This is a genomic window from Rhodanobacter glycinis, from assembly GCF_900114325.1.
In the GTDB taxonomy this organism is placed as follows: domain Bacteria; phylum Pseudomonadota; class Gammaproteobacteria; order Xanthomonadales; family Rhodanobacteraceae; genus Rhodanobacter_A; species Rhodanobacter_A glycinis.
The window spans coordinates 1-18630 of record NZ_FOSR01000013.1; the positions used below are offsets into that span (position 1 = coordinate 1).

Annotated in this window: 10 protein-coding genes and 1 riboswitch; of the genes, 5 read left to right on the forward strand and 5 right to left on the reverse strand. The window is 63.8% G+C overall.

The genetic code is table 11. The features are described from left to right. The coding region (locus BMY90_RS13180; RefSeq protein ID WP_175481575.1) for a beta strand repeat-containing protein at positions 1–3782 on the reverse strand (3782 nt) is incomplete at its 3' end. A gap of 423 nt (positions 3783–4205) precedes the next feature. Here BMY90_RS13180 and BMY90_RS13185 point away from each other — a divergent pair. Genes BMY90_RS13185 through BMY90_RS13200 form a run of 4 tightly spaced genes read left to right on the forward strand, consistent with a single transcriptional unit; the run spans position 4206 to position 6433 of the window. Then, positions 4206–4712, forward strand: a complete 507-nt coding sequence (locus BMY90_RS13185; protein WP_092704570.1) for a phage tail protein — start codon at positions 4206–4208, stop codon at positions 4710–4712. Between the two features lie 32 nt (positions 4713–4744). After that, positions 4745–5272, forward strand: a complete 528-nt coding sequence (locus tag BMY90_RS13190; RefSeq protein WP_092704572.1) for a phage tail protein — start codon at positions 4745–4747, stop codon at positions 5270–5272. 40 nt (positions 5273–5312) lie between these two features. Further along, on the forward strand, positions 5313–5852 hold the full coding sequence (locus BMY90_RS13195; RefSeq protein ID WP_092704574.1) for a phage tail protein: 540 nt from the start codon (positions 5313–5315) through the stop codon (positions 5850–5852). Then, a complete protein-coding gene (locus BMY90_RS13200) occupies positions 5852–6433 on the forward strand; it encodes a GNAT family N-acetyltransferase (RefSeq protein WP_092704576.1) in 582 nt (193 codons plus the stop codon). Before BMY90_RS13195 ends, BMY90_RS13200 begins: the two co-directional genes overlap by 1 nt. Here the strand turns inward: BMY90_RS13200 and BMY90_RS13205 are convergent. From BMY90_RS13205 to btuB, 3 genes are all read right to left on the reverse strand, one after another. After that, on the reverse strand, positions 6415–6708 hold the full coding sequence (locus BMY90_RS13205) for a DUF6916 family protein (protein WP_092704578.1): 294 nt from the start codon (positions 6706–6708) through the stop codon (positions 6415–6417). The genes BMY90_RS13200 and BMY90_RS13205 overlap by 19 nt on opposite strands. Positions 6709–6802: 94 nt before the next feature. Then, entirely contained in the window at positions 6803–9973 is a 3171-nt protein-coding gene (locus BMY90_RS13210; protein WP_092704580.1) for an efflux RND transporter permease subunit, read from the reverse strand. A gap of 527 nt (positions 9974–10500) precedes the next feature. Beyond that, positions 10501–12420 (reverse strand): TonB-dependent vitamin B12 receptor, encoded by a 1920-nt coding sequence (btuB, locus tag BMY90_RS13215; RefSeq protein ID WP_092704662.1) that lies wholly within the window; start codon positions 12418–12420, stop codon positions 10501–10503. Between the two features lie 133 nt (positions 12421–12553). Next, a riboswitch (cobalamin riboswitch) is annotated at positions 12554–12788 on the reverse strand. Positions 12789–13651: 863 nt separating this feature from the next. Here btuB and BMY90_RS13220 point away from each other — a divergent pair. Further along, the gene (locus BMY90_RS13220) at positions 13652–16921 is read left to right on the forward strand and encodes a TonB-dependent receptor (RefSeq protein ID WP_175481576.1); all 3270 of its coding nucleotides are present in this window, start codon (positions 13652–13654) and stop codon (positions 16919–16921) included. 98 nt (positions 16922–17019) lie between these two features. Here BMY90_RS13220 and BMY90_RS13225 read toward each other — a convergent pair whose 3' ends face one another. After that, positions 17020–18588 carry a tetratricopeptide repeat-containing sulfotransferase family protein gene (locus tag BMY90_RS13225; protein WP_092704583.1) on the reverse strand — a complete coding sequence of 523 codons (1569 nt, stop codon included), beginning with the start codon at positions 18586–18588 and terminating at the stop codon, positions 17020–17022. Positions 18589–18630: the final 42 nt, after the last annotated feature.

Here is an 18630-nt window from a genome sequence, read left to right on the forward strand (position 1 = left end):
GCGGTGTTGTACGCGGTGGTCACCGGCTTCGCCGCCACGACGGGTGCCGCCGGTGCGCCGACGGTGATCGACACCGTCGCCGGACTGGACGTGCCCCCGGGATTGGTCGCGGTGTAGGTGAAACTGTCCGCGCCACCGTAGTACGTCGCACTCGGAGTGTAGGTCACCACCTTGCCTGACACACTCACCGTACCGTGCGTCGGCGCGGTGCCGATCGTAACCGCCGTGATGTCCACGCCAGTGATCGACGAAGTGAGATCGATGCTCGCCGCTGTGTTGTATGCGGTGGTCACCGACTTCGGGGTGACGACGGGGGCTGCCGGTGCGCTGACCGAGATCGTTACCGTCGCCGGAGCCGAGGTGCCGCCCGGGTTGGTGGCGGTATAGGTGAAGCTGTCGCTGCCACCGTAGTAGGTGGGCGACGGCGTATAGGTCACGGTCTCGCCCGACACGCTGACCGTGCCGTGTGCGGGCGCCATACCGATCGTCACGGCGGTGATACCCACGCCGGTGATCGAGCCGGTGAGGTCGATCGTGGCCGGGGTGTTGTAGGCCGTCGCCACCGATTTTGCGACAACGGTCGGAGCAGCCGGCACGCCGACGGTGATCGACACCGTAGCCGGGGCGGAAGTGCCACCGGGGTTGGTGGCGGTATAGGTAAAGCTGTCGCTGCCACCGTAGTAGCTGGACGACGGCGTGTAGGTCACCGTTTTGCCCGAGATGGTGACGGTGCCGTGCGAAGGCCCGGAGCCGACCGTGATGCCGGTGACATCGGCACCGGTGATCGAGCTGGTGAGGTCGATGGTGGCGGTGGTGTTGTAGGCCGCGGTCATCGACGCGTTGGCCACGGTGGGTGCCGGCGGAGGGGTGACGGTGATCGTCACCGTGGCCGGTGTCGAGGTACCGCCCGGGTTGGTCGCGGTATAGGTGAAGCTGTCGCTGCCGCCGTAGTAGGTGGGCGATGGCGTGTAGGTCACCGTCTTGCCCGAGACGGAGGTGGTGCCGTGCAGAGGTCCGGAGCCGACCGTAATGCCGGTGATGTCGGCACCGGTGATCGAGCTGGTGAGGTCGATGGTGGCGGCGGTGTTGTAGGCCGCCGTCGCCGACGTGTTGGCCACGGTAGGTGCCGTCGGCAGCACGTTGATCGTCACCATGGCGGTGGTGGAGCCGCCCGAGTTGCTCGCTATCACGGTGTAGCTGGACGAAGGAGCGGACACCGTCGGCGTCCCGGAAATCGTGCAGTTGCCCGGACTGATGGACAGTCCCGCCGGCAGCGCCGGACTTGCCGTGCAGCTCGTCATCGAGCCGCCCACGTACGTCGGCGTCGCCGGCGTGATCGCCTGGCCTTGCGTGAACGTGTAGCTACCCGGCGTATAGACCAGGTTCGAGGGTGCCACGTCGTTCACGGTGATCGTTACCATCGCGGTGGTGGAGCCCGCCGGGTTGCTTGCCGTTACGGTGTAGACGATCGGGGCGGTAGACAACGACGTTGGCGTCCCGGAAATCTCGCAGTTGCCCGTATCGATGGACAGCCCTGTCGGCAGCGCGGGGCTCACCGTGCAACCCGTCAACGGGGTGCCGTCGTACGTCGGCGTCGCCGTCGTGCTCGCCTGGCCCTTCGTGAAGAAGTAGTTGGCCGGCGAGTAGGCCAGGTTCGAAGGCGGTGCAGGGCTCACGGTGATGGTCACCGTGGCCGGGGTCGAGGTGCCGGCGGCGTTGGTGGCGGTATAGGTGAAGCTGTCGCTGCCGTAGTAGCTGGGTGCCGGTGTGTACGTCACCGTTTCGCCCGAGACGGTGGCGGTGCCGTGCGAAGGCCCGGAGCCGACCGTGATGCCGGTGATGTCGGCACCGGTGATCGAGCTGGTGAGGTCGATGGTCGTGGCGGTGTTATAGGTCGCCGTCGCCGACTTGGCGGAAGCCGTTGGAATGCCGAGGGGAATCACGCTGTTCGATGCGGCCGATGCCGCGCCGGTGCCCACCCCGTTGGTTGCCGTCACCGTGAAGGTATACGACGTGCCGTTGACCAGTCCGGCCACGGTGCATGGTGACGCGGCGCACGTTCCGGTATTTCCGCCCGAGCTGCTGGTGGCGGTATAGCCAACGATCGGTGAACCACCCGACGAGGCCGGCGGGGTGAAGTTCACCGTCGCCTGCTGGTCGCTCCCCGTTGCCGTGCCGATGATGGGCGCGCCCGGCAGGATCCCGTTGACGGTGAACGACTGGCTGACCTGCGGGGCGGCGGCGTAGGCCCCGTTGCCGGCCTGGTTCGCATCAATGGTGCAGGTGCCGGCCGCGATGAAGGCGAGCGCCCCGCCACTGCTGATCGTGCACACGGTGGTCGTGGTCGACGTAAACGTCACCGTCAGGCCCGATGTGGCCGAGGCCGTGAGAGTGGGCGTGGTGCCGAAATTTTGCGTACCCGGGTTGGCGAAGGTAATCGTCTGTGCCGCCTTCGGCATCACGCTGTTGGACGGCGATGAAGCCGGTCCGGCACCGTTCGCATTGGTCGCCGTCACGGTGAACGTGTAGAGGACGCCGTTGGCCAACCCGGTCATGACATGGCTGAGCGAGGTCGTGCCGGCGTTGGCATCGATACCGCCCGCAGGGCTGGACGTTACCGCGTAGCCGGTGATGGCCGAGCCATTGTCGATGGCAGCGTTGAACGTGACGGTGGCCTGCGCGCTGGTGGTGCTTGCGGCGGCAACGCCGGTCGGTGCATCGGGCACGGTCGATGGCGTGACGCTGTTGGACGCGCTCGATGCTGCGCCTGTGCCGACGGCATTGGTCGCGGTCACGGTGAAGGTATAGGCCGTGCCGTTGGTCAGTCCGTTCACGGTACACGGCGAGCTGGTGCAGTTGCCGCTGAGGTTGCCGGGATGGGAGATGGCGGTATAGCTGGAGATGGCCGCCCCACCGTTGCTGGCCGGGGGGCTGAAACTCACATGGGCCAGGGCGTTGCCGGCGGTGGCGGTGCCGATCGTCGGCGCTCCCGGCACCGTGGCGTTGTTCACCGTCAGGTCGTAGGTATGCGTGCCGTAGTACGTGGTGGGCGCACTGCTGTCGGCTGCCTGTACCACGAAGTGGTAGGTGCCTGCCGTGGTGGGTGTGCCGGACAGCACGCCGCTGCTGCTGAGGCTAAGGTTGGGGGGCAGGCTTCCCGAACTGACGGAGAAGTTGCCATACGGGCTGGTGCCGCCGCTCGCCGTGATGGTCTGGTTGTAGGAGACGCCGACGGCAGGCGATGGCAGCGACGACAAGGTGATGGTCGGCTGGGGCACGTCCAGCGCGTAGCTCTTGGTGGTGCTGTGGCCGGCCGAATCCGCGACCTCGATGCTGACCGAGTAATTGGCCCAGTGCGTGGGCGTGCCGGAGAACGTGCCGCCGGCGAAGGTCATGCCCGGCGGCAGCGAACCGCCGGTCTTGGTATACGTATACGGGCCGGTGCCGCCGCTGGCGATGAGGGTCACGGGGGAATACGCGACACCCACCTGCGGCGTCGGCAGCGATGCCGGCGTTACCGTGATCGGGGATGTCGCTGCGCCGATCGAGACGGTGACGGTGATCGCGTTGCTATCGGGATCGCCGAAGGTAAAGAAATCGGTGGTGGCGCCGTCGCCGTTGTTCGTGTAGGTGACGGTTTCGGCGACGGCGTCGACCGACGCGGTTCCGTGCGACGGAGCCGAGAAGATGCCCTCGATGCCCGCGATGCCGCCGGTCGGATCGCAGGACGAGGCATCGATGGTGATCGTGCCCCCGGAAGCCATCGGTGACGTGGACGGCATGGTATGGGAGTCGGGCACGTTGAAGTTGGGGCAGTCGGCGGCGTGCGCCAGGCTTGGCCACGCGAGCGCAATGCATAACAGGACGAGCGCGCCGCGCCAGTTCCACTGAAGGATGCCGCGGCACGCCATCGCCGGTCCACGCGACCAAGAATACTTATGCATGTTGTCCCCCTGTGTGGCCCGCCCGCTTCATTGCGGTGGCGGGCGCTCCCTGACCAGCCGTCTGCTGTCTGCGCGCGCATCCATGGCCATCGCAATGCCGGAGATTGTGCGCAAAGTGTTAAAACACCACGACGTGCGCCGCATCGTAGGCCAATCATCGCCTTTCGGCCAGTGAGGACTTGTCAAGCCCGGGCGATGGGATCAGAGTTGCAGAAGGCAGCGCCGGGACGGGTCGCATCGCCTTCATCAGGGGGAAACACCATGTCGGATTTTTTTGTCGGGCAGGTCATGCCCACCGGATTCGCGTTCGCGCCCAAGGGCTTTGCCCTGTGCAACGGGCAGGTTCTGCCCATCGCACAGAACCAGGCCTTGTTCTCCTTGCTCGGCACGCAGTTCGGCGGCGACGGTGTCCGCACGTTCATGCTTCCGGACCTGCGCGGGCGCACACCGATCGGCAGTAACGGCGACTATCCGGTGGGCGCGGTCGGCGGCGTCGAAAACGTCAGCCTGACGACGCAGACGATGCCACCGCACCTCCATCTCGGTAACGGCACCACCGCAGCAGGCACCGGGCGCAATCCACTCAATAGCCTCTACGGGGCTGTCGCCGGCGAGCCGTTGTACGCCCCGGCCAGCGGTCCGCAAGTGGTCCTGAATCCCGGCACGCTGTCCAGCACGGGCGGCTCACAGCCGCATCCGAACATGCAGCCCTTCGGCGTGCTCAATTTTTGCATTGCGCTGACCGGCGTCTTCCCTCCGCGCAACTGATCGACTGATATCCGCGTATCGGAGCATTGCCCATGAGTACACCTTTCCTCGGCGAGGTCCGGCTGTTTCCCTATACCTTCGCCCCGGTCGACTGGCAGCTGTGCGACGGCAGCCTGTTGAGCATCGCCACCTATGAGGCGCTGTATACCCTGCTCGGCACCACCTACGGCGGCGACGGCGTCACTACCTTCGCGGTACCGGATTTGCGCGGGCGCGTTCCCGTCCACCAGGGGGCCGGCAACGGGCTCACGCCCCGCGTGATGGGCCAGCTGGGAGGCACCGAGGGCGTCACCGTCACCACCGCGCAATTGCCCGCGCACACGCATGCCTTTGTCGCCTCCAGCAGCATCGCTTCGCTCGATGCACCTGCGGGCACGGCCGAGTTCGGCGGGCTGGACGCGGACACGATGTACTCGGGGACGATCGTCGGCGACGCCGTTTCTACGGCCAACGCCACGGTCTCGCAGGTCGGTGGGAACCAGCCGCACGACAACACCATGCCCACGCTCGCCGCGAATTTCTGCATCGCGCTGTTCGGCATATTTCCGTCGCAGAACTGATTGGCGCGCGCCTTTTATTGCGCGCCCAGGGGACATCCGCATGACTACTCCGTACATTGGCGAAATACAGATCTTCGGCTTCAACTTCGCGCCGTACCGATGGGCGATCTGCGCCGGGCAAATCATGCCGATTTCGCAAAACACCGCCTTGTTCTCGCTGCTCGGCACCACCTTCGGCGGTGACGGCAGAAGCACCTTCGGCCTGCCGAACTACGGCGGCAACGCGGCCTGTGGTTCAGGCCGGGGGCCCGGCCTCGCGCCGCGCACGGTGGGCGAATCGTTCGGCAGCGAGACGGTGAGCCTGCTGCAGTCGGAAATGCCCTCGCACAACCACAACCTGAACCTGCATGGCCAGAAGGACCAGGACTTGCGGCACGGCGTACCGGCGACCGGCGATGCCCTGCTGCTGCCCGGCAATGTCAAAGCTACGCCCTTCGCCGCGCAAACCAGCCCCACCGTGAACTTTGCACCGACCATTATCGGCATCACCGGCCAGGGAATACCGCACGAGAATCGCCAGCCGCTGCTGGCGCTGAACTTCTGCATTGCGCTGGCAGGAGTGTTTCCCCAGCGCCCGTGATGACACTGCCGCTGTCCGGCCTCGCCTTTCCACCGTCGCGCGAGCCATCCACGCGGGTACCCGCGGATCTGCGCAAGCAGGGTTTCGGGGTGCGCATCGCGGAGCAGCGCGACCTGGGCTTCATGCGCGCGCTGTACGAAACGCTGCGCGCCGAGGAGATGGCACGGGTGGCGTGGCCCGAAGGGGCGCGCCAGTCTTTCCTGGATAGCCAGTTCACCTTGCAGCACCGGCATTTCACTACCCAGTTCCAGCACGCGGAATTCCTCGTGCTGGAACACCGGGGCCAAGCCGTGGGGCGGCTCTATCTGCTGCGTGAATCGCCACGCTGGCTGGTCATCGACATCGGCCTGCTGCCGGCATGGCAGGGACGCGGCATTGGCGGCGCGCTGCTCAGGCAGTTGCAGCGGGATGCACAGGGCTCACACGCGCAGGGCCTGGCCTTACACGTGCGGCTGGACAATGGCCGGGCCCATGCGTTGTATGTCCGACTGGGCTTTCGGGAGCAAGGCGGCGTGGAAGGCCTGCACCAGCGCATGCACTGGGACGTACCGACTGCCGTAGCTCAGTTGAACACCGCCTGATAGATGAAACCGTCCTGGTTGCGCGCCACCGGTACCAGGAAGATGCCGAAGCCGCCCATGCGCGGATTCTCCATCTGGTAGATGCGCTGCGGAAAGATCACCGCCGAGGCGTGGTGGAACAACAACGAAAATGGCGCACGCTGCATGCCGCTGACATCGCGCGCCGGCAGCGGCCTTGCCTCGACCAGGGTGAAGGTCGTGCGATCACCGCCGACGTCGACCGCGAAACCCTCGTTGAGCAGCGATGCGAAATCTTCCAGCATCAAAAATGACATGTGGTTGCGCCCCCTTCCCGTCCTCGTGACGGCACGCAGTGTCACATAACGGCATGTTCATCGCGATGACCGCCGGCGGCAGGAGTGGAACAAATTACCGTGGCAGTGACGGCATCCGTTTTGTCAGCTCGCGCTGCCGCCGGATTTCCTCGCGCAGTTGCCGCCGCTTCGCCTTGCGCTCGCGCCGGTCGTGCTGCCACAGGTAGATCGCCGGCGTTGAGAGCAGGGTGAGCAATTGCGACACGAACAGGCCGCCGAGGATGGCGATGCCCAGTGGCTGGCGCATTTCGGAACCCTGGCCGAAGCCGACCGCCAGCGGCAGCGCCGCGCCCATCGCCACCAGGGTGGTCATGGTGATCGGACGGAAGCGCACCAACGCCGCCTCGCGGATCGCCTCCGGTGCGGAGCGGCCGTGTTCGCGTTCGGCCACCAGCGCGAAGTCGACCATCAGGATCGCGTTCTTCTTCACGATGCCGATCAGCATCAGCACCGCGATCACCGACATCAGGGTGAGCTGGGTATGCGTGACCAGCATGGCGAGGAAGGCACCCATGCCCGCTGCCGGCAGGGTGGAAATGATGGTCAGCGGATGGATCAGGCTTTCGTAGAGGATGCCGAGCACCACGTACATGGTCAGGATCACCGCGAGCAGGGTGATCAGCGAATTGCTCAGCGCATCCATCAAGTCCTTGTTGTTGCCGGTGTATTTTTTCTGGATGCCGGCGGGCAGGTTGGCCGCGTAGATGGCCTGGTCGACCAGTTTCAGGCCGTCGCCCTGGGTCACGCCCTTGGCCAGGTTGTAGTTGATCGAGGACGACTCGATCTGGTTGGTGTGATCGATTTCCACTGGCGCGATATGCGGCTGGATCTTCGCCAGCGCGGAAAGCGGGATCATCTGTCCCTGGCTGTTGCGCACGTAGGTATTCAACAGCGTACCCGGGTTCAGTGACTCGGCATTGTCGGCGGTGAGCACCACGCGATACTGGTTGATGTCGGAATAGATCGTCGAGACGACGCGCTGGCCGAAGGCGTTGGCCAATGCGTCGTCGACCAGGGCCATGCTTACGTGCAGGCGCGAGGCGGCGTTGCGATCCACCTGCAGCATCTGCTGCATGCCGATGCTGTCGAAGCTGGTGGTGACATCGCGGAACTGCTTCATGTTGCGCATGATCCGCGCGAGCTTGAGCGTGGGGTCCTGCAGTGACGCACCGCTGGTGCTCTGCAGTTCGAACGAGTACTGGCCGATGCCACTGCCGCCACCACCGCCGCCGCTGATGAACTGCACCGCGCTTACCGACACGTTGATATCGGGAATCTGCTTGAAGTATTTGGTCAGGCGATCCACCACCTGCTGGGCAGAATCCTGTCGATCGCCCTTGTGCTTCCCGATCGGCTTGAGGTCGACGAACATGCTCGACTCGTTGCCCACCGCACCGCCGTTGTTGCTGCCGAGGAAGGCGGAGACGTCGCTGACCGCGGGATCGGCCAGCAGCTTGGCTGCGACCTCCTGGGTGCGCTTGGCCATCGCTTCGGGCGAGATGTTGGCGTCCGCGGTAATGCGGGTGCGCAGCAGCCCGGTGTCCTCCTTCGGCATCAGTCCGCCGCCGGCGGTTTTGGCCACCGCCACGGCCAGCACGATGGTCAGCACCAGCAGGATGATCGGCTGCCAGCGCATCATCCTGCGATGGTGCATCGCCCAGTCCAGTCCCCGCTCGTAGGTGCGCAGCATCCAGCCGTCAAAGCGTTCGGCCAGACGCTCCAGTCGTCCGGGCGAGGGGACAACATCGTGCTCCGCAGTCAGCCAGCGGCCGCACAGCGCCGGGGTCAGCGTCAGCGACACCACTGCGGAGATCACGATGGTGGCGATCAGCGTCACCGAGAACTCGCGCATCAGTTTGGTGAACATGTTGTCGCCGAACACCATTGGCCCGAATACCGCGATCAGCGACAGCGTGATCGAGATCACCGTGAAGCCGATCTCGCGTACGCCGGTGAGCGCGGCAGGCAGCGGTTTCATGCCTTTCTCGATGTGGCGCACGATGTTCTCGATCACCACGATCGCATCGTCCACCACGAAACCCACGCACAGCACCAGCGCCACCAGCGAGAAGATGTTCAGCGTGAAACCCATCACCCACATCACCACCAGTGCGCCGGCCAGCGACAGCGGCACGCTGAACATGGCGATGATGGTGGGACGGGTGCGACGCAGGAACACCAGCATCACCAGCGCCACCATCACGATGCTCATCAGCAGCGCCACTTCCACCTCGTGCAGCGCCGACTCGGTGGTCGGCGTGAGGTCGAAGATCGGCACCATCGTCACGTCGGCCGGCATCAGGTTGCGCAGCTCGGGCAGGCGCGAGCGGATGGCCTTCACCACCGCGACCGCATTGGCCTCCGGGCGCTTGGTGATGCGCATCATCACCGAGCGCTGGCCGTTGAACCACGCCGCGGCGTACTTGTCCTGCTGACCGCTGCTGATCGTGGCCACGTCGGACAGCCGCACCGGCACCCCATTGTGGCTGGCGATGATCAGGCTGGCGAAATCCTGCGGGCTGTGCAGCGAGTCGTTGGCGGTCACCGTCATGCGGGTGAAGCCGTTGCTGAGCGTGCCTTGTGGCGAAGTGACATTCGCCGCGCGCAAGGCGTTGGCGACATCGTTCGCGGTGATGCCGGCGCTGGTCAGCGCGCCGGTATTCAGTGCGATGCGCACGGCATGCGGCGTGCTGCCGCCCAACTGCACCTGGGCCACGCCGGGAATCTGCGACACGGCCGGTTTCAGCAAGGTATCGGTCAGGTCGTACAGCTTGTCCGGTGGCAGGCTGGGCGAGGTGATGGCGACCAGCAGCACCGGGATGTTCGAGCTGTTGGCCTTGAAATAAACCGGGGGCGTGGGTAGCTGCGGCAGGTCGGCAAGCGCTGCGTTGATCGCAGCCTGCACGTCGCGCGCGGCCTTGTCGGTGCTGTGGCTGAAATCGAACTGCAGGCCGATCTGCACCGCACCGTCTGTTGCGGTGCCATTCATTTGCGAGACGCCGGGGATGCGCCCGAGGTGGCGCTCCAGCGGCGCCATCACCGTGGTGGCCATGGTCTGCGCGTTGGCGCCGGGCAGTTGCGCGGAAACGGCGATGAACGGGAATTCGATCGACGGGAACGCCGCTACGCCCAGCAGCAGGTAGGCACAGAAGCCGGCAATGGCCAGCCCGATCGCCAGCAACGAGGTGCCCGCCGGGCGGCGGATCATCGGTGCAAACAGGTTCACGGATGGCCTCCCGCGCGGTCGGCGCAGCGTACATCCGTGTGAAGCGTCGCGTGCAAATGGCGCGCGGCGGCAGGTGCGTCGTGGCAGGGAAACGGGGTCATGCTGCCTTTATGCCTTCATGGCTGGACGCATGAATGTGCCTGAAGTCGGTCCGTGCCGAAAGGCATGGGCGCGGCGGCGCGGGTTTTTGGCCGCTTCGGACGTGACAGGATGAGCGCTTGCGCACCGCTCTTGGCGGAGCGATGCACAGGCGTCTTGCGGAAGGTGATTGGCGTCGAAACTCAGCTGTTTGAAGCCCCTCTCCCCCGAGAGAGTGGTTGGGGAGAGGGTTCGGGCGAAGCGCCGCATGCAGGCCTGCATCGTGCCGGGCACTTCGCTTTGCCCGAACCCTCATCCGCCCCTTCGGGGCACCTTCTCCCAAAGGGAGAAGGGGAAAAGCTGGCTGAGGATCGACACTCATCACTCCCGATGGTTCGGAGGATGGGCGCGCTTCCGGTTCCCCGGTACGCGGGGAAACCGGATCAACCTCAGTGCGCCGCCGGGCTGTAGCGCAAGGTGAGGAACCAGGTGCGGCCGGGCTGGTTGAAGTACCACACCGTTTCGTACTTGCGATCGAACGCATTGGCCAGTCGTGCCGACACCGACCAGTCGCGTGCGAACGCATAGCTGGCGCGCAGGTCGGTGGTGGCGTAACCGCCCAGGTGGTGCCGGTTGGCCGCGTCGTCAAAACGCTTGCCGGCGGCATAGAACGTGGCGCCCACGCCGAATGCGCCGAAGTGGCGATCCAGGTCCACGCGCACGGTGCGCTCCGGCCGGCGTGCCAGCAGCTTGCCGTTGTTCGGGTCGCTGGCGCCGCCGTCGTTCTTCGGCTGCAGCAGCGTCAGGTAGCCCTGCACGCGCCAGCCGGCCAGGGTGGCACCGGCCTGCGCTTCCAGCCCGCGGATGCGCGCCTGGCTGATGTTCTCCGGGTAATAGACGTCGTTCAGCGTGATCAGGTCATGGATGCGCGTCTGATAGGCGTTCAGCGCCCAGTTCCAGCCCTCGCCCTGCTGCGACAGGCCAAGTTCGGCGCTGCGCGAAGTTTCCGGCTTGAGGTTCGGGTTGGCCGAAGCCACGCCGTAATACGGCGGGTAGTACAGGTCGTTGAAGGTCGGTGCGTGGAAGGCGCTGCCGTAGCTGGCGGTCAGGCGCAGGCCATGGTCGAAGCGGTAGCCCCAGGCCACGGCGCCGGTGTCGTGGTTGCCAAACTGGCTGTTGTGGTCGTGGCGCGCCGAGAGCTGCACTTCATTGCGACCGAACGTGCCCTGGTACTGCGCGAACACGCCGGTATCGCTGACGGTGCTGGCCAGGTAGCCGGTGCTGCTGGCGATATGTTCCTGGCGATAGTCCACACCGGCGCTGAGCAACTGGTTCGAGCCGAGGCTGAAGTCGTTCTGCCACGACGCCTGGTTGCGACGCGAGCGGGTGTAGCCGGTGGCCGTGGTGGGGTAGTACATGCCGTAATAGGTGCCCTGGTAGGCGGTCGACGACAGGTCGCGGCTCTGTCCGGCGCTCAACGTGACCTTCCACGGGTCCAGCGGCGCGAACGACAAGCGGGCGCCGGCCACGCGCTGTTCCTCCAGTGCGCGGTTGCCACCATAGGGGCTGCCGCCGTACTCGACGTAGCTCTTGCTGCGCAGGCCGGTCACGGCCAGTTCGGTGCCGTTGTCCCAGCGATAGCCGGCATCGAGCAGGCCATTCCAGTTGCGGTAGGCGTCGTTGCGCGGATCGTCGGCAAAGCAGCCGGCGCCGACCTCGGCCGCACCCATCCGGCAGGTCGGGAAGCCGCTGGTGTATTCGCCGCCCAGGTTCAGGTTGTACCAAGCGTGCGAGTCGCCGCCGGACACGCCGAACTGCCCTCCGGCCAGGCCGTGGCTGCCGGCAGTGACGCTCAGCGACGGCAACGGGTCCGATGAAGGCAGGCCGCCATTGCGCTGGCCGTGTTTGGTGAAGATCTGGATCACGCCGCCGATCGCATCGGCACCGTACAGGCTGGAGCGCGGCCCGCGCACGATCTCGATGCGCTCGATCTGATCCACCGGGATCTGCTCGAGAGCGGCGAGGCCAGCGGTGACCGAGCCGATGCGGATGCCGTCGAGCAGCACCAGCGTATGCGTGGAATTGGTGCCGCGCAGGAACAGCGAGGTCTGCTCGCCGATACCGCCGGACTGGGTGATGGTGACGCCGGGCAGGCCGCGCAGCAGGTCCACCAGCGAAACCGGCTGCAGCCGCACGATGTCGTCGTGGGTGATCACGCTGACCGAGGACAAGGCTTCGTCGGCGGTGATCGCGGTGCGCGTGGCGGTGACGATCACCGGTTCGAGGGTGGCATCCGCCTGGTCGGCGGCAGCCGTGGCCGTCATCGCCAGACCGGCGAGCAAAGCGGTGGCCAGCAAGGTGTTCTTCATCATCATGTCGTGTCCCGCCACGCGTCCCCGCGCAGCACAGGTTGCCTGGGCTGGTGACATGCGAAAGAAGGCGGAACGGCATGCAGCGGCAATCGCCACGGCACGCGATCCAGCCTCGCCCACCGCGAGTCACCAGAAACGTTCGATTCGGGCCGGTCTCCGGGCTTGCGAGCCGCATGGGCCATGGCACATGCCAACGGACGACGCCTTCCCGTGCCGCAGCACAGTGGCTATCCGCCGTCCGATGTTCTCTCGCTTACCGTTGCGGGGGCAGCGCCGGCCTTGCTGCGCTTCGCGCGCAACGCACCGGCTTCCCGTTTCATCCCGTGGGCGAAGGCCCGCAGGACACCCGAAACGGGCGAACTTTAGCGGTTGGGGGTGGGTGGGGGCAAACGAGGCGGCTTGAGATGGAATGGCAGTCCTGCACGTTTCATGGTTCCGCCGGGTGGCCGGACATCAGGTAAAGAGCCTTGTCACGGAAGAAGATGCCATGGCCGTAATGCAGCAGCGAAATGCTCGTGGGCCGGCTGGCGAGACCAACTAAAGAACATTAAAAGAAGTATGCGGTAGATTTCCGCAAAATATTACTACGCGAATTAGTGGAAAGGCGTTTTTCTCCGTGATGCAACGTGGTTCGCCTGACGAGGCACCCGGTTTGCTGATGATTCGCTTGGGTTTCGCAAGAACACTTACTTTAACCGCAATAAATAACGTCTTCATGCATTGCTGGCGTGCTCCTCGGGCGCACCCCACGAACCCTCTTCGTTGTTGCTTTGACTCGCCTCCTAAGTCACTGAAAATTACACACATATCAGGCGACAGGCGATTGAGGCCCTGAGCGACATCTGCCTTTGGAACATGTGCTTTTTGCTGGCTTGATGAGCGGCAGTGATTATCCGGGGATGGTATGCGTCAATATATTTCGAATATGCAAGAAATTACCCCTTTACCGAATATAAAAGCGCCCTTGTAAAAACGCTAAGAAAGTGTTGACAGTCATAATTGTTCAAATTAAGTTCTGGCCCAGTCGGAGGGTTTGTCTGGGCGGTTTTGATTACATTGTTCGTGATGCTGTGCATGAGGGTCACAGTGATTGCGAGACTGTTCGAAAGCCAAGGATCGCCGCGCCAGACCGATGCCCCTGAATCAATTGCTGCAGCAGTCGCGCGTAGCGACTGACAAGGCAGTGTCCATTGCCCGGATTTGGGTTGTCTTTGATGGGGAGAAACACATGAACAAGCGCTATGTGCGGGGAAACCAGTACCGCCGCAACGCCCTGACCGCCGCCCTGGCCTTGAGCCTCGGCCTTACCGGCGTGGCCTATGGCCAGGCCACCACCGGTTCCGTCTTCGGTACCGCACCTGTGGCTGCGGGCGAGACGGTCCGGGTTGTCAGCAATCAGACAGGCCTGACCCGCGAAGTGTCGGTCGGTAGCGATGGCCGCTACTCCGCCAACCAGTTGCCGGTGGGTGAGTACACCGTATCACTGGTGCAGAACGGCAACGTGGTGTCTACACACAACCATGTGCTGGTGAGTGTGTCTGGTGGCGCGCCGGTCATGTTTGCCGCGACTACTACCGGAAAGAACGTTGAGAACCTCAGCGCAGTCACGGTAACGGCCAACGCGCTGCCCGCGATTGATGTGTCCTCCACACGTCAGACCCAGGTGATAACCGCGCAGCAATTGAAGGTGCTGCCGATAGCTCACAGTGCCGAAGACATTGCGTTGCTGGCTCCGGGTGTGAACATGGGTGGTTCCACTCTCGGCAATGGACCCACCGGTACGCCGCTGGTCTCCATGGGCGGCAACAGCGTCGTGGAAAATGCTTACTACCTCAACGGTTTCAACACTACTGATCCGATCGGTGGAGCAGGCGGCGTCGCGCTGCCGTACTTCGCCATTGCCGAACAGCAGACCATCACCAGCGGTTATGGTCCCGAATACGGTCGCTCAACCGGCGGCGTGATCAGCCAGATTGGCAAGCGCGGCAGCAACGAGTGGCATGCCGGCGTGTATGCGTCCTGGCGCCCGAGCTGGGCTCAAGGCAGCTTCGACAACGTGCACTACAACAATCCGCTCACCCCTGTCGGTGCTGATGGTTGGGTTGCTGATCCGAATGATCCGCAGGCGCCCTCTGGTTACAAGTGGGAGCCGTATATGGCCTCCAACCAGGGTACGACGAACTACCTTCCCGGCTACGGCAAGATTCAGAGGGGCAGGAAGCAGAACGAAAACTGGTCGACAGTGTATGACGCCTACCTCAGCGGCCCGCTGATCAAGGACAAGCTGTTCTTCTTCCTCACGGCCGAGTGGCAGCACGACAGCGATAAGGGTGGTTTGGGTACGTTCGGCATCACGTCGCCGCAGGGTTACTACCAGTCGACGGCTACCAAGTCTCCCAAGATTTACGCCAAGGTGGACTGGAACATCAATGACAACAACGTGCTGGAGTTGACAGGTGTCCAAACCAAGAACGAAGAGACAACCAACAACTTCTACAACTACGACTATACGGACCAGAAAGTTGCCAACTTTTACGGTGCCGGTGTAACGACCAAGGATACCTTCAAGATTGGTATCCTCAAGTACACCTCGTACATCACCGACAACCTGACACTCGAAATGCAGTACGGCCTGATGAAGGGCCAGTACTATAGCGGCCTGGGTGGTGAGGCTGTAGCTCCGGTGACCTTCAGCGGGGTTCCCGTGCCGGCGGGTGTTACCGTTCCGAACTTGGTTGATACCACCATTGGCAACCCGGGTCACACCACCAAGGACGCCAACCTGCGCATTGATCTCGATTGGAAGATCACGGCCGACCACGACCTCAAGTTCGGTATCGACAACGTCCGGTATCGGGACGATGACGACGGCACATCCATCCTGGGTGGTGGTGCCTACAACTATGTGCAGGGTGCTCCGGCCACTTTCTCCAATTCGCCCTTTATCGGCAATCCTGGTCCTGGCAATTACGTCGTCGAAACCCTCACACAGCAGAACGTCACGATTGCGGCTCGCCAAAAAGCGCAATACGTGGAAGACAAGTGGCAGGTCACGCCGAACCTGCTGCTCGACCTTGGTCTGCGTAATGACCAGTTCGAGAACACCGGTCCCGGCGGAGAGGCCTACATCAAGGAAACCAGCCCGCAGTGGGCACCGCGCCTGGGCTTCAGCTGGGACGTGATGGGCGACAGCACGTTCAAGGTCTTCGGTAATGCGGGGCGTTACTATTTGGCGCTGCCGGCCGGTTTGGCTGCACGCAACTCTGCATTCGGCTCGATCAACGGCACCATCGTTGGTACCTACACAGGTATTGGCCCGACTGGTTTGCCGATTGGTTTCACTGCGCTGCCCGTGGCAGCGATTCCGGGTGTGTCACTTCCCGCAGGGTACTTCTCGTCGGATGGCGAGAACGGCGTTCCTGGCAATATCAAGGACTATGCCTCGACCAACCTCAAACCGCAGTACCAAGATGAGTATGTGCTGGGCTTCCAGAAGATGCTCGGCAATACCGGTTTGGTGTGGGGTGAGCAGGCGACCTTCGAGAAGGCCGGTAACCTCGTGGATGACACCGACGTCGCGGTGTATGACGCAAGCGGCAACGTCGTCAACGTCATTGCTGGCTTGGTCAATCCGGGCAAGACCAATTACATCCCGCAGCCGGGTGGCGCAGTCGCCTGGAATCCGAACACGGGCTATGGCGTGTACACGCAAGGTCAACCGTTTGTCGGTTTCCCGAAGCCGTCGCGCAAGTACTATGCCTTGGACAGCTATCTGGAACACACCTGGGACGGCAAGTGGTTTGGCAAGATCGACTACCTGTTCTCCAAGTCGTACGGCAGCACCGAGGGTCCGACCGACACGCCCATCGGGCAGATCACGAACCAGACCAACGGCGGCTTCTCTGGCTCCACGACGGCGCAGTGGGACTTCCCGGATCTCATGCAGTACGCCAATGGCGAGCAAGCCAACAGCCATCGCCACACGATCAAGGCTTTCGGTTCGTATGCCATCACGCCGGAGTGGATGATCAGCGGCACCTTCATCATGCAATCGGGTGCGCCGAACGTGTGCCTGAGTGGTTTCGGTGACACCATTTTTGCTGATGCATATAACGGTCCCTATCAGCACTATTGTGGCGGTGTGCCGGGCGGCAACAACCCGACGCTGACGATCGCACCCGATGGTAGCCTCGTGGGTTATGGTGGCCACTCGTCTCCCCCTGGCGATAGCGGTCATACGCCGTGGACGCACCAGCTCAACCTAAGCGTGACGTACACGCCAGACTGGGCGAACAAGCACCTCACTTTGCAGTGGGAAATCCACAACGTACTCAACGAGCAGAAAGCGACGCTTTACTACACCCAATACGCTATTGGTAATGGCGGCGGGGCTGGCGGCGGCAACTCGGGAACGTTCCTTTACAACCCGGTTTACCATACCGCAGCGTCAACGGAAGCACCGCGCTACATGGATTTCAGCGTGAAGTACGACTTCTAAGTCACACCCTCCAACTTCATGCCGCCGCGGGCGGCGGCATGAAGGAAAGAGATACAGAAACGAACAAGGCCGCCGGGCAACCGGCGGCCTTGTTCGTTTCAGTGTGCCAGTTTCTCGCGCAGAGGCTGCAGCCACTCCATATACGGTGCGCTATGCGTCGTATCGGCGCGGATAGGCTCGCGTACCTGCGCTGCACTGGCGGTACTGAGCACTTCGCGTTTGGTCTGGTGCGGCGTCAGGCAGGCGGGATCGAAGGACAGGTCGCAGAAGGCGAGCAGGCGGCGGATCTGTGTTTCCGGTTCCTGCACCAGGGCTTCGTAGGGGAAATCCAATACGTGTTGCGGATGGCGCATCAGCCAGAACGCACTCAGGCGCTCGTACTCGCGGTAGTACTCGGCCATTTCGTCGAGGTCGTAGCTGTAATGCACGCCGTGCCGGAACAGGTGGCGGTAGCAAGAGAAGCAGGTTTCCACCGGATCGCGGTGGCAATGGATGATCTTTGCGCCGGGCAGCATCAGGCGCGCTGCACCCAGCAGCGGCCAATTGGCGATGTTCTTGTCGGTGAAGCGCGGGCGTTGCTCGCGCCAGCGTGCGGTGCGTGCGAGGTAGTCCTCGCCTAGCCGGTGCCAGTCATCGGGTGTGGCGGCGGTGACCCATTGCGGGAAGGGCTGGCCGCGGCGGCGTGATTCGTCCTCGATGACCTGGGGCAGATCGGGAATCTCGTTGGCGCCTTCGACGTCGTGGTGTGTCGCGAGGATGTGCTCGATCAGCGTGGAGCCCGAGCGCGGCATGCTGGCGATGAAAATGACTTCATGGCCCAGTGTGGGATCCATCGGCGCAGGCAGCGGAGCGCTGAAGGCCTCCATGATGCTGTCGATCTGCGCGCGCTCGGCGGCGGCGTCCCATGCCACCTGGCGTCGCTTGTCCGCGTTTGCCTGGCGCAACGCTTCAAACGCGCCGGCGTAGTCATGCTGGTCTTCCAGCGCGCGGAACAGGCTGAAGCCGAGCATCACTCGCGTGTCGGCGGGCAGGTTGGCCTGGCGCAGGGCGCCACGGATCAGGTCGATGTCGGCCGGTCCCAGCGACTCGGTCTTGAGATTGGCCAGCCCGTGCCACGCTTCGGCGCGTTCGGGTTGCTGGCGCAGCACGTGCCGGTACTCGGCCACGGCACGCGGGATGTCGCCCTGCATGGTGGCGATGTCGGCCACGCCGATGCGGGCCAGCACATGCTTTTCGTCCAGTGCCAGCGCGTGGCGATAGGCCTGGTCGGCTTCCGGCAACTGTCCATTCTGTTTCAGCGCCTTGCCAAGGTTGTACCAGGGCGTGGCCTGGCGCGGCGCCAGTTCGCAAGCGCGGCGCAGATGGGTCAGGGCTTCGTCCGTTGATCCCGAGTCATGCAGGGCGCTGCCCAGATACATCTGGACGGTGGCGTCCTCCGGGCGTTGCCGGGCGGCCTTTTGCAGGAAGCTGACGGCTTCGGCGAAATCGCCATGCATGAGGCAAGCGACGCCGTAGAGGATTTGCGCATTGACCTGATCGGGAGCCTGGGCAAGCACCTGTCGCAGCGCCTGTCGGGCACGTTCGGACTGGCCTAGGCTCAGTGCTTTTCCTGCGTCGGCCAGTAGGTGTTGGAGAGCGGAATCGGGCGGAATGGTATGTGATGGCATGGGGTCTGGCGCGAGTTTCCATGGGCGCGGTGACACCCAGCC

Bases quoted from the DNA above. Each gene is read 5' to 3' on its own strand.
- BMY90_RS13225 (WP_092704583.1), bottom strand. From the start codon at position 18,588: ATGCCATCACATACCATTCCGCCCGATTCCGCTCTCCAACACCTACTG.
- BMY90_RS13220 (WP_175481576.1), top strand. From the start codon at position 13,652: ATGAACAAGCGCTATGTGCGGGGAAACCAGTACCGCCGCAACGCCCTG.
- BMY90_RS13190 (WP_092704572.1), top strand. From the start codon at position 4,745: ATGAGTACACCTTTCCTCGGCGAGGTCCGGCTGTTTCCCTATACCTTC.
- BMY90_RS13195 (WP_092704574.1), top strand. From the start codon at position 5,313: ATGACTACTCCGTACATTGGCGAAATACAGATCTTCGGCTTCAACTTC.
- btuB (WP_092704662.1), bottom strand. From the start codon at position 12,420: ATGAAGAACACCTTGCTGGCCACCGCTTTGCTCGCCGGTCTGGCGATG.
- BMY90_RS13200 (WP_092704576.1), top strand. From the start codon at position 5,852: ATGACACTGCCGCTGTCCGGCCTCGCCTTTCCACCGTCGCGCGAGCCA.
- BMY90_RS13185 (WP_092704570.1), top strand. From the start codon at position 4,206: ATGTCGGATTTTTTTGTCGGGCAGGTCATGCCCACCGGATTCGCGTTC.
- BMY90_RS13205 (WP_092704578.1), bottom strand. From the start codon at position 6,708: ATGTCATTTTTGATGCTGGAAGATTTCGCATCGCTGCTCAACGAGGGT.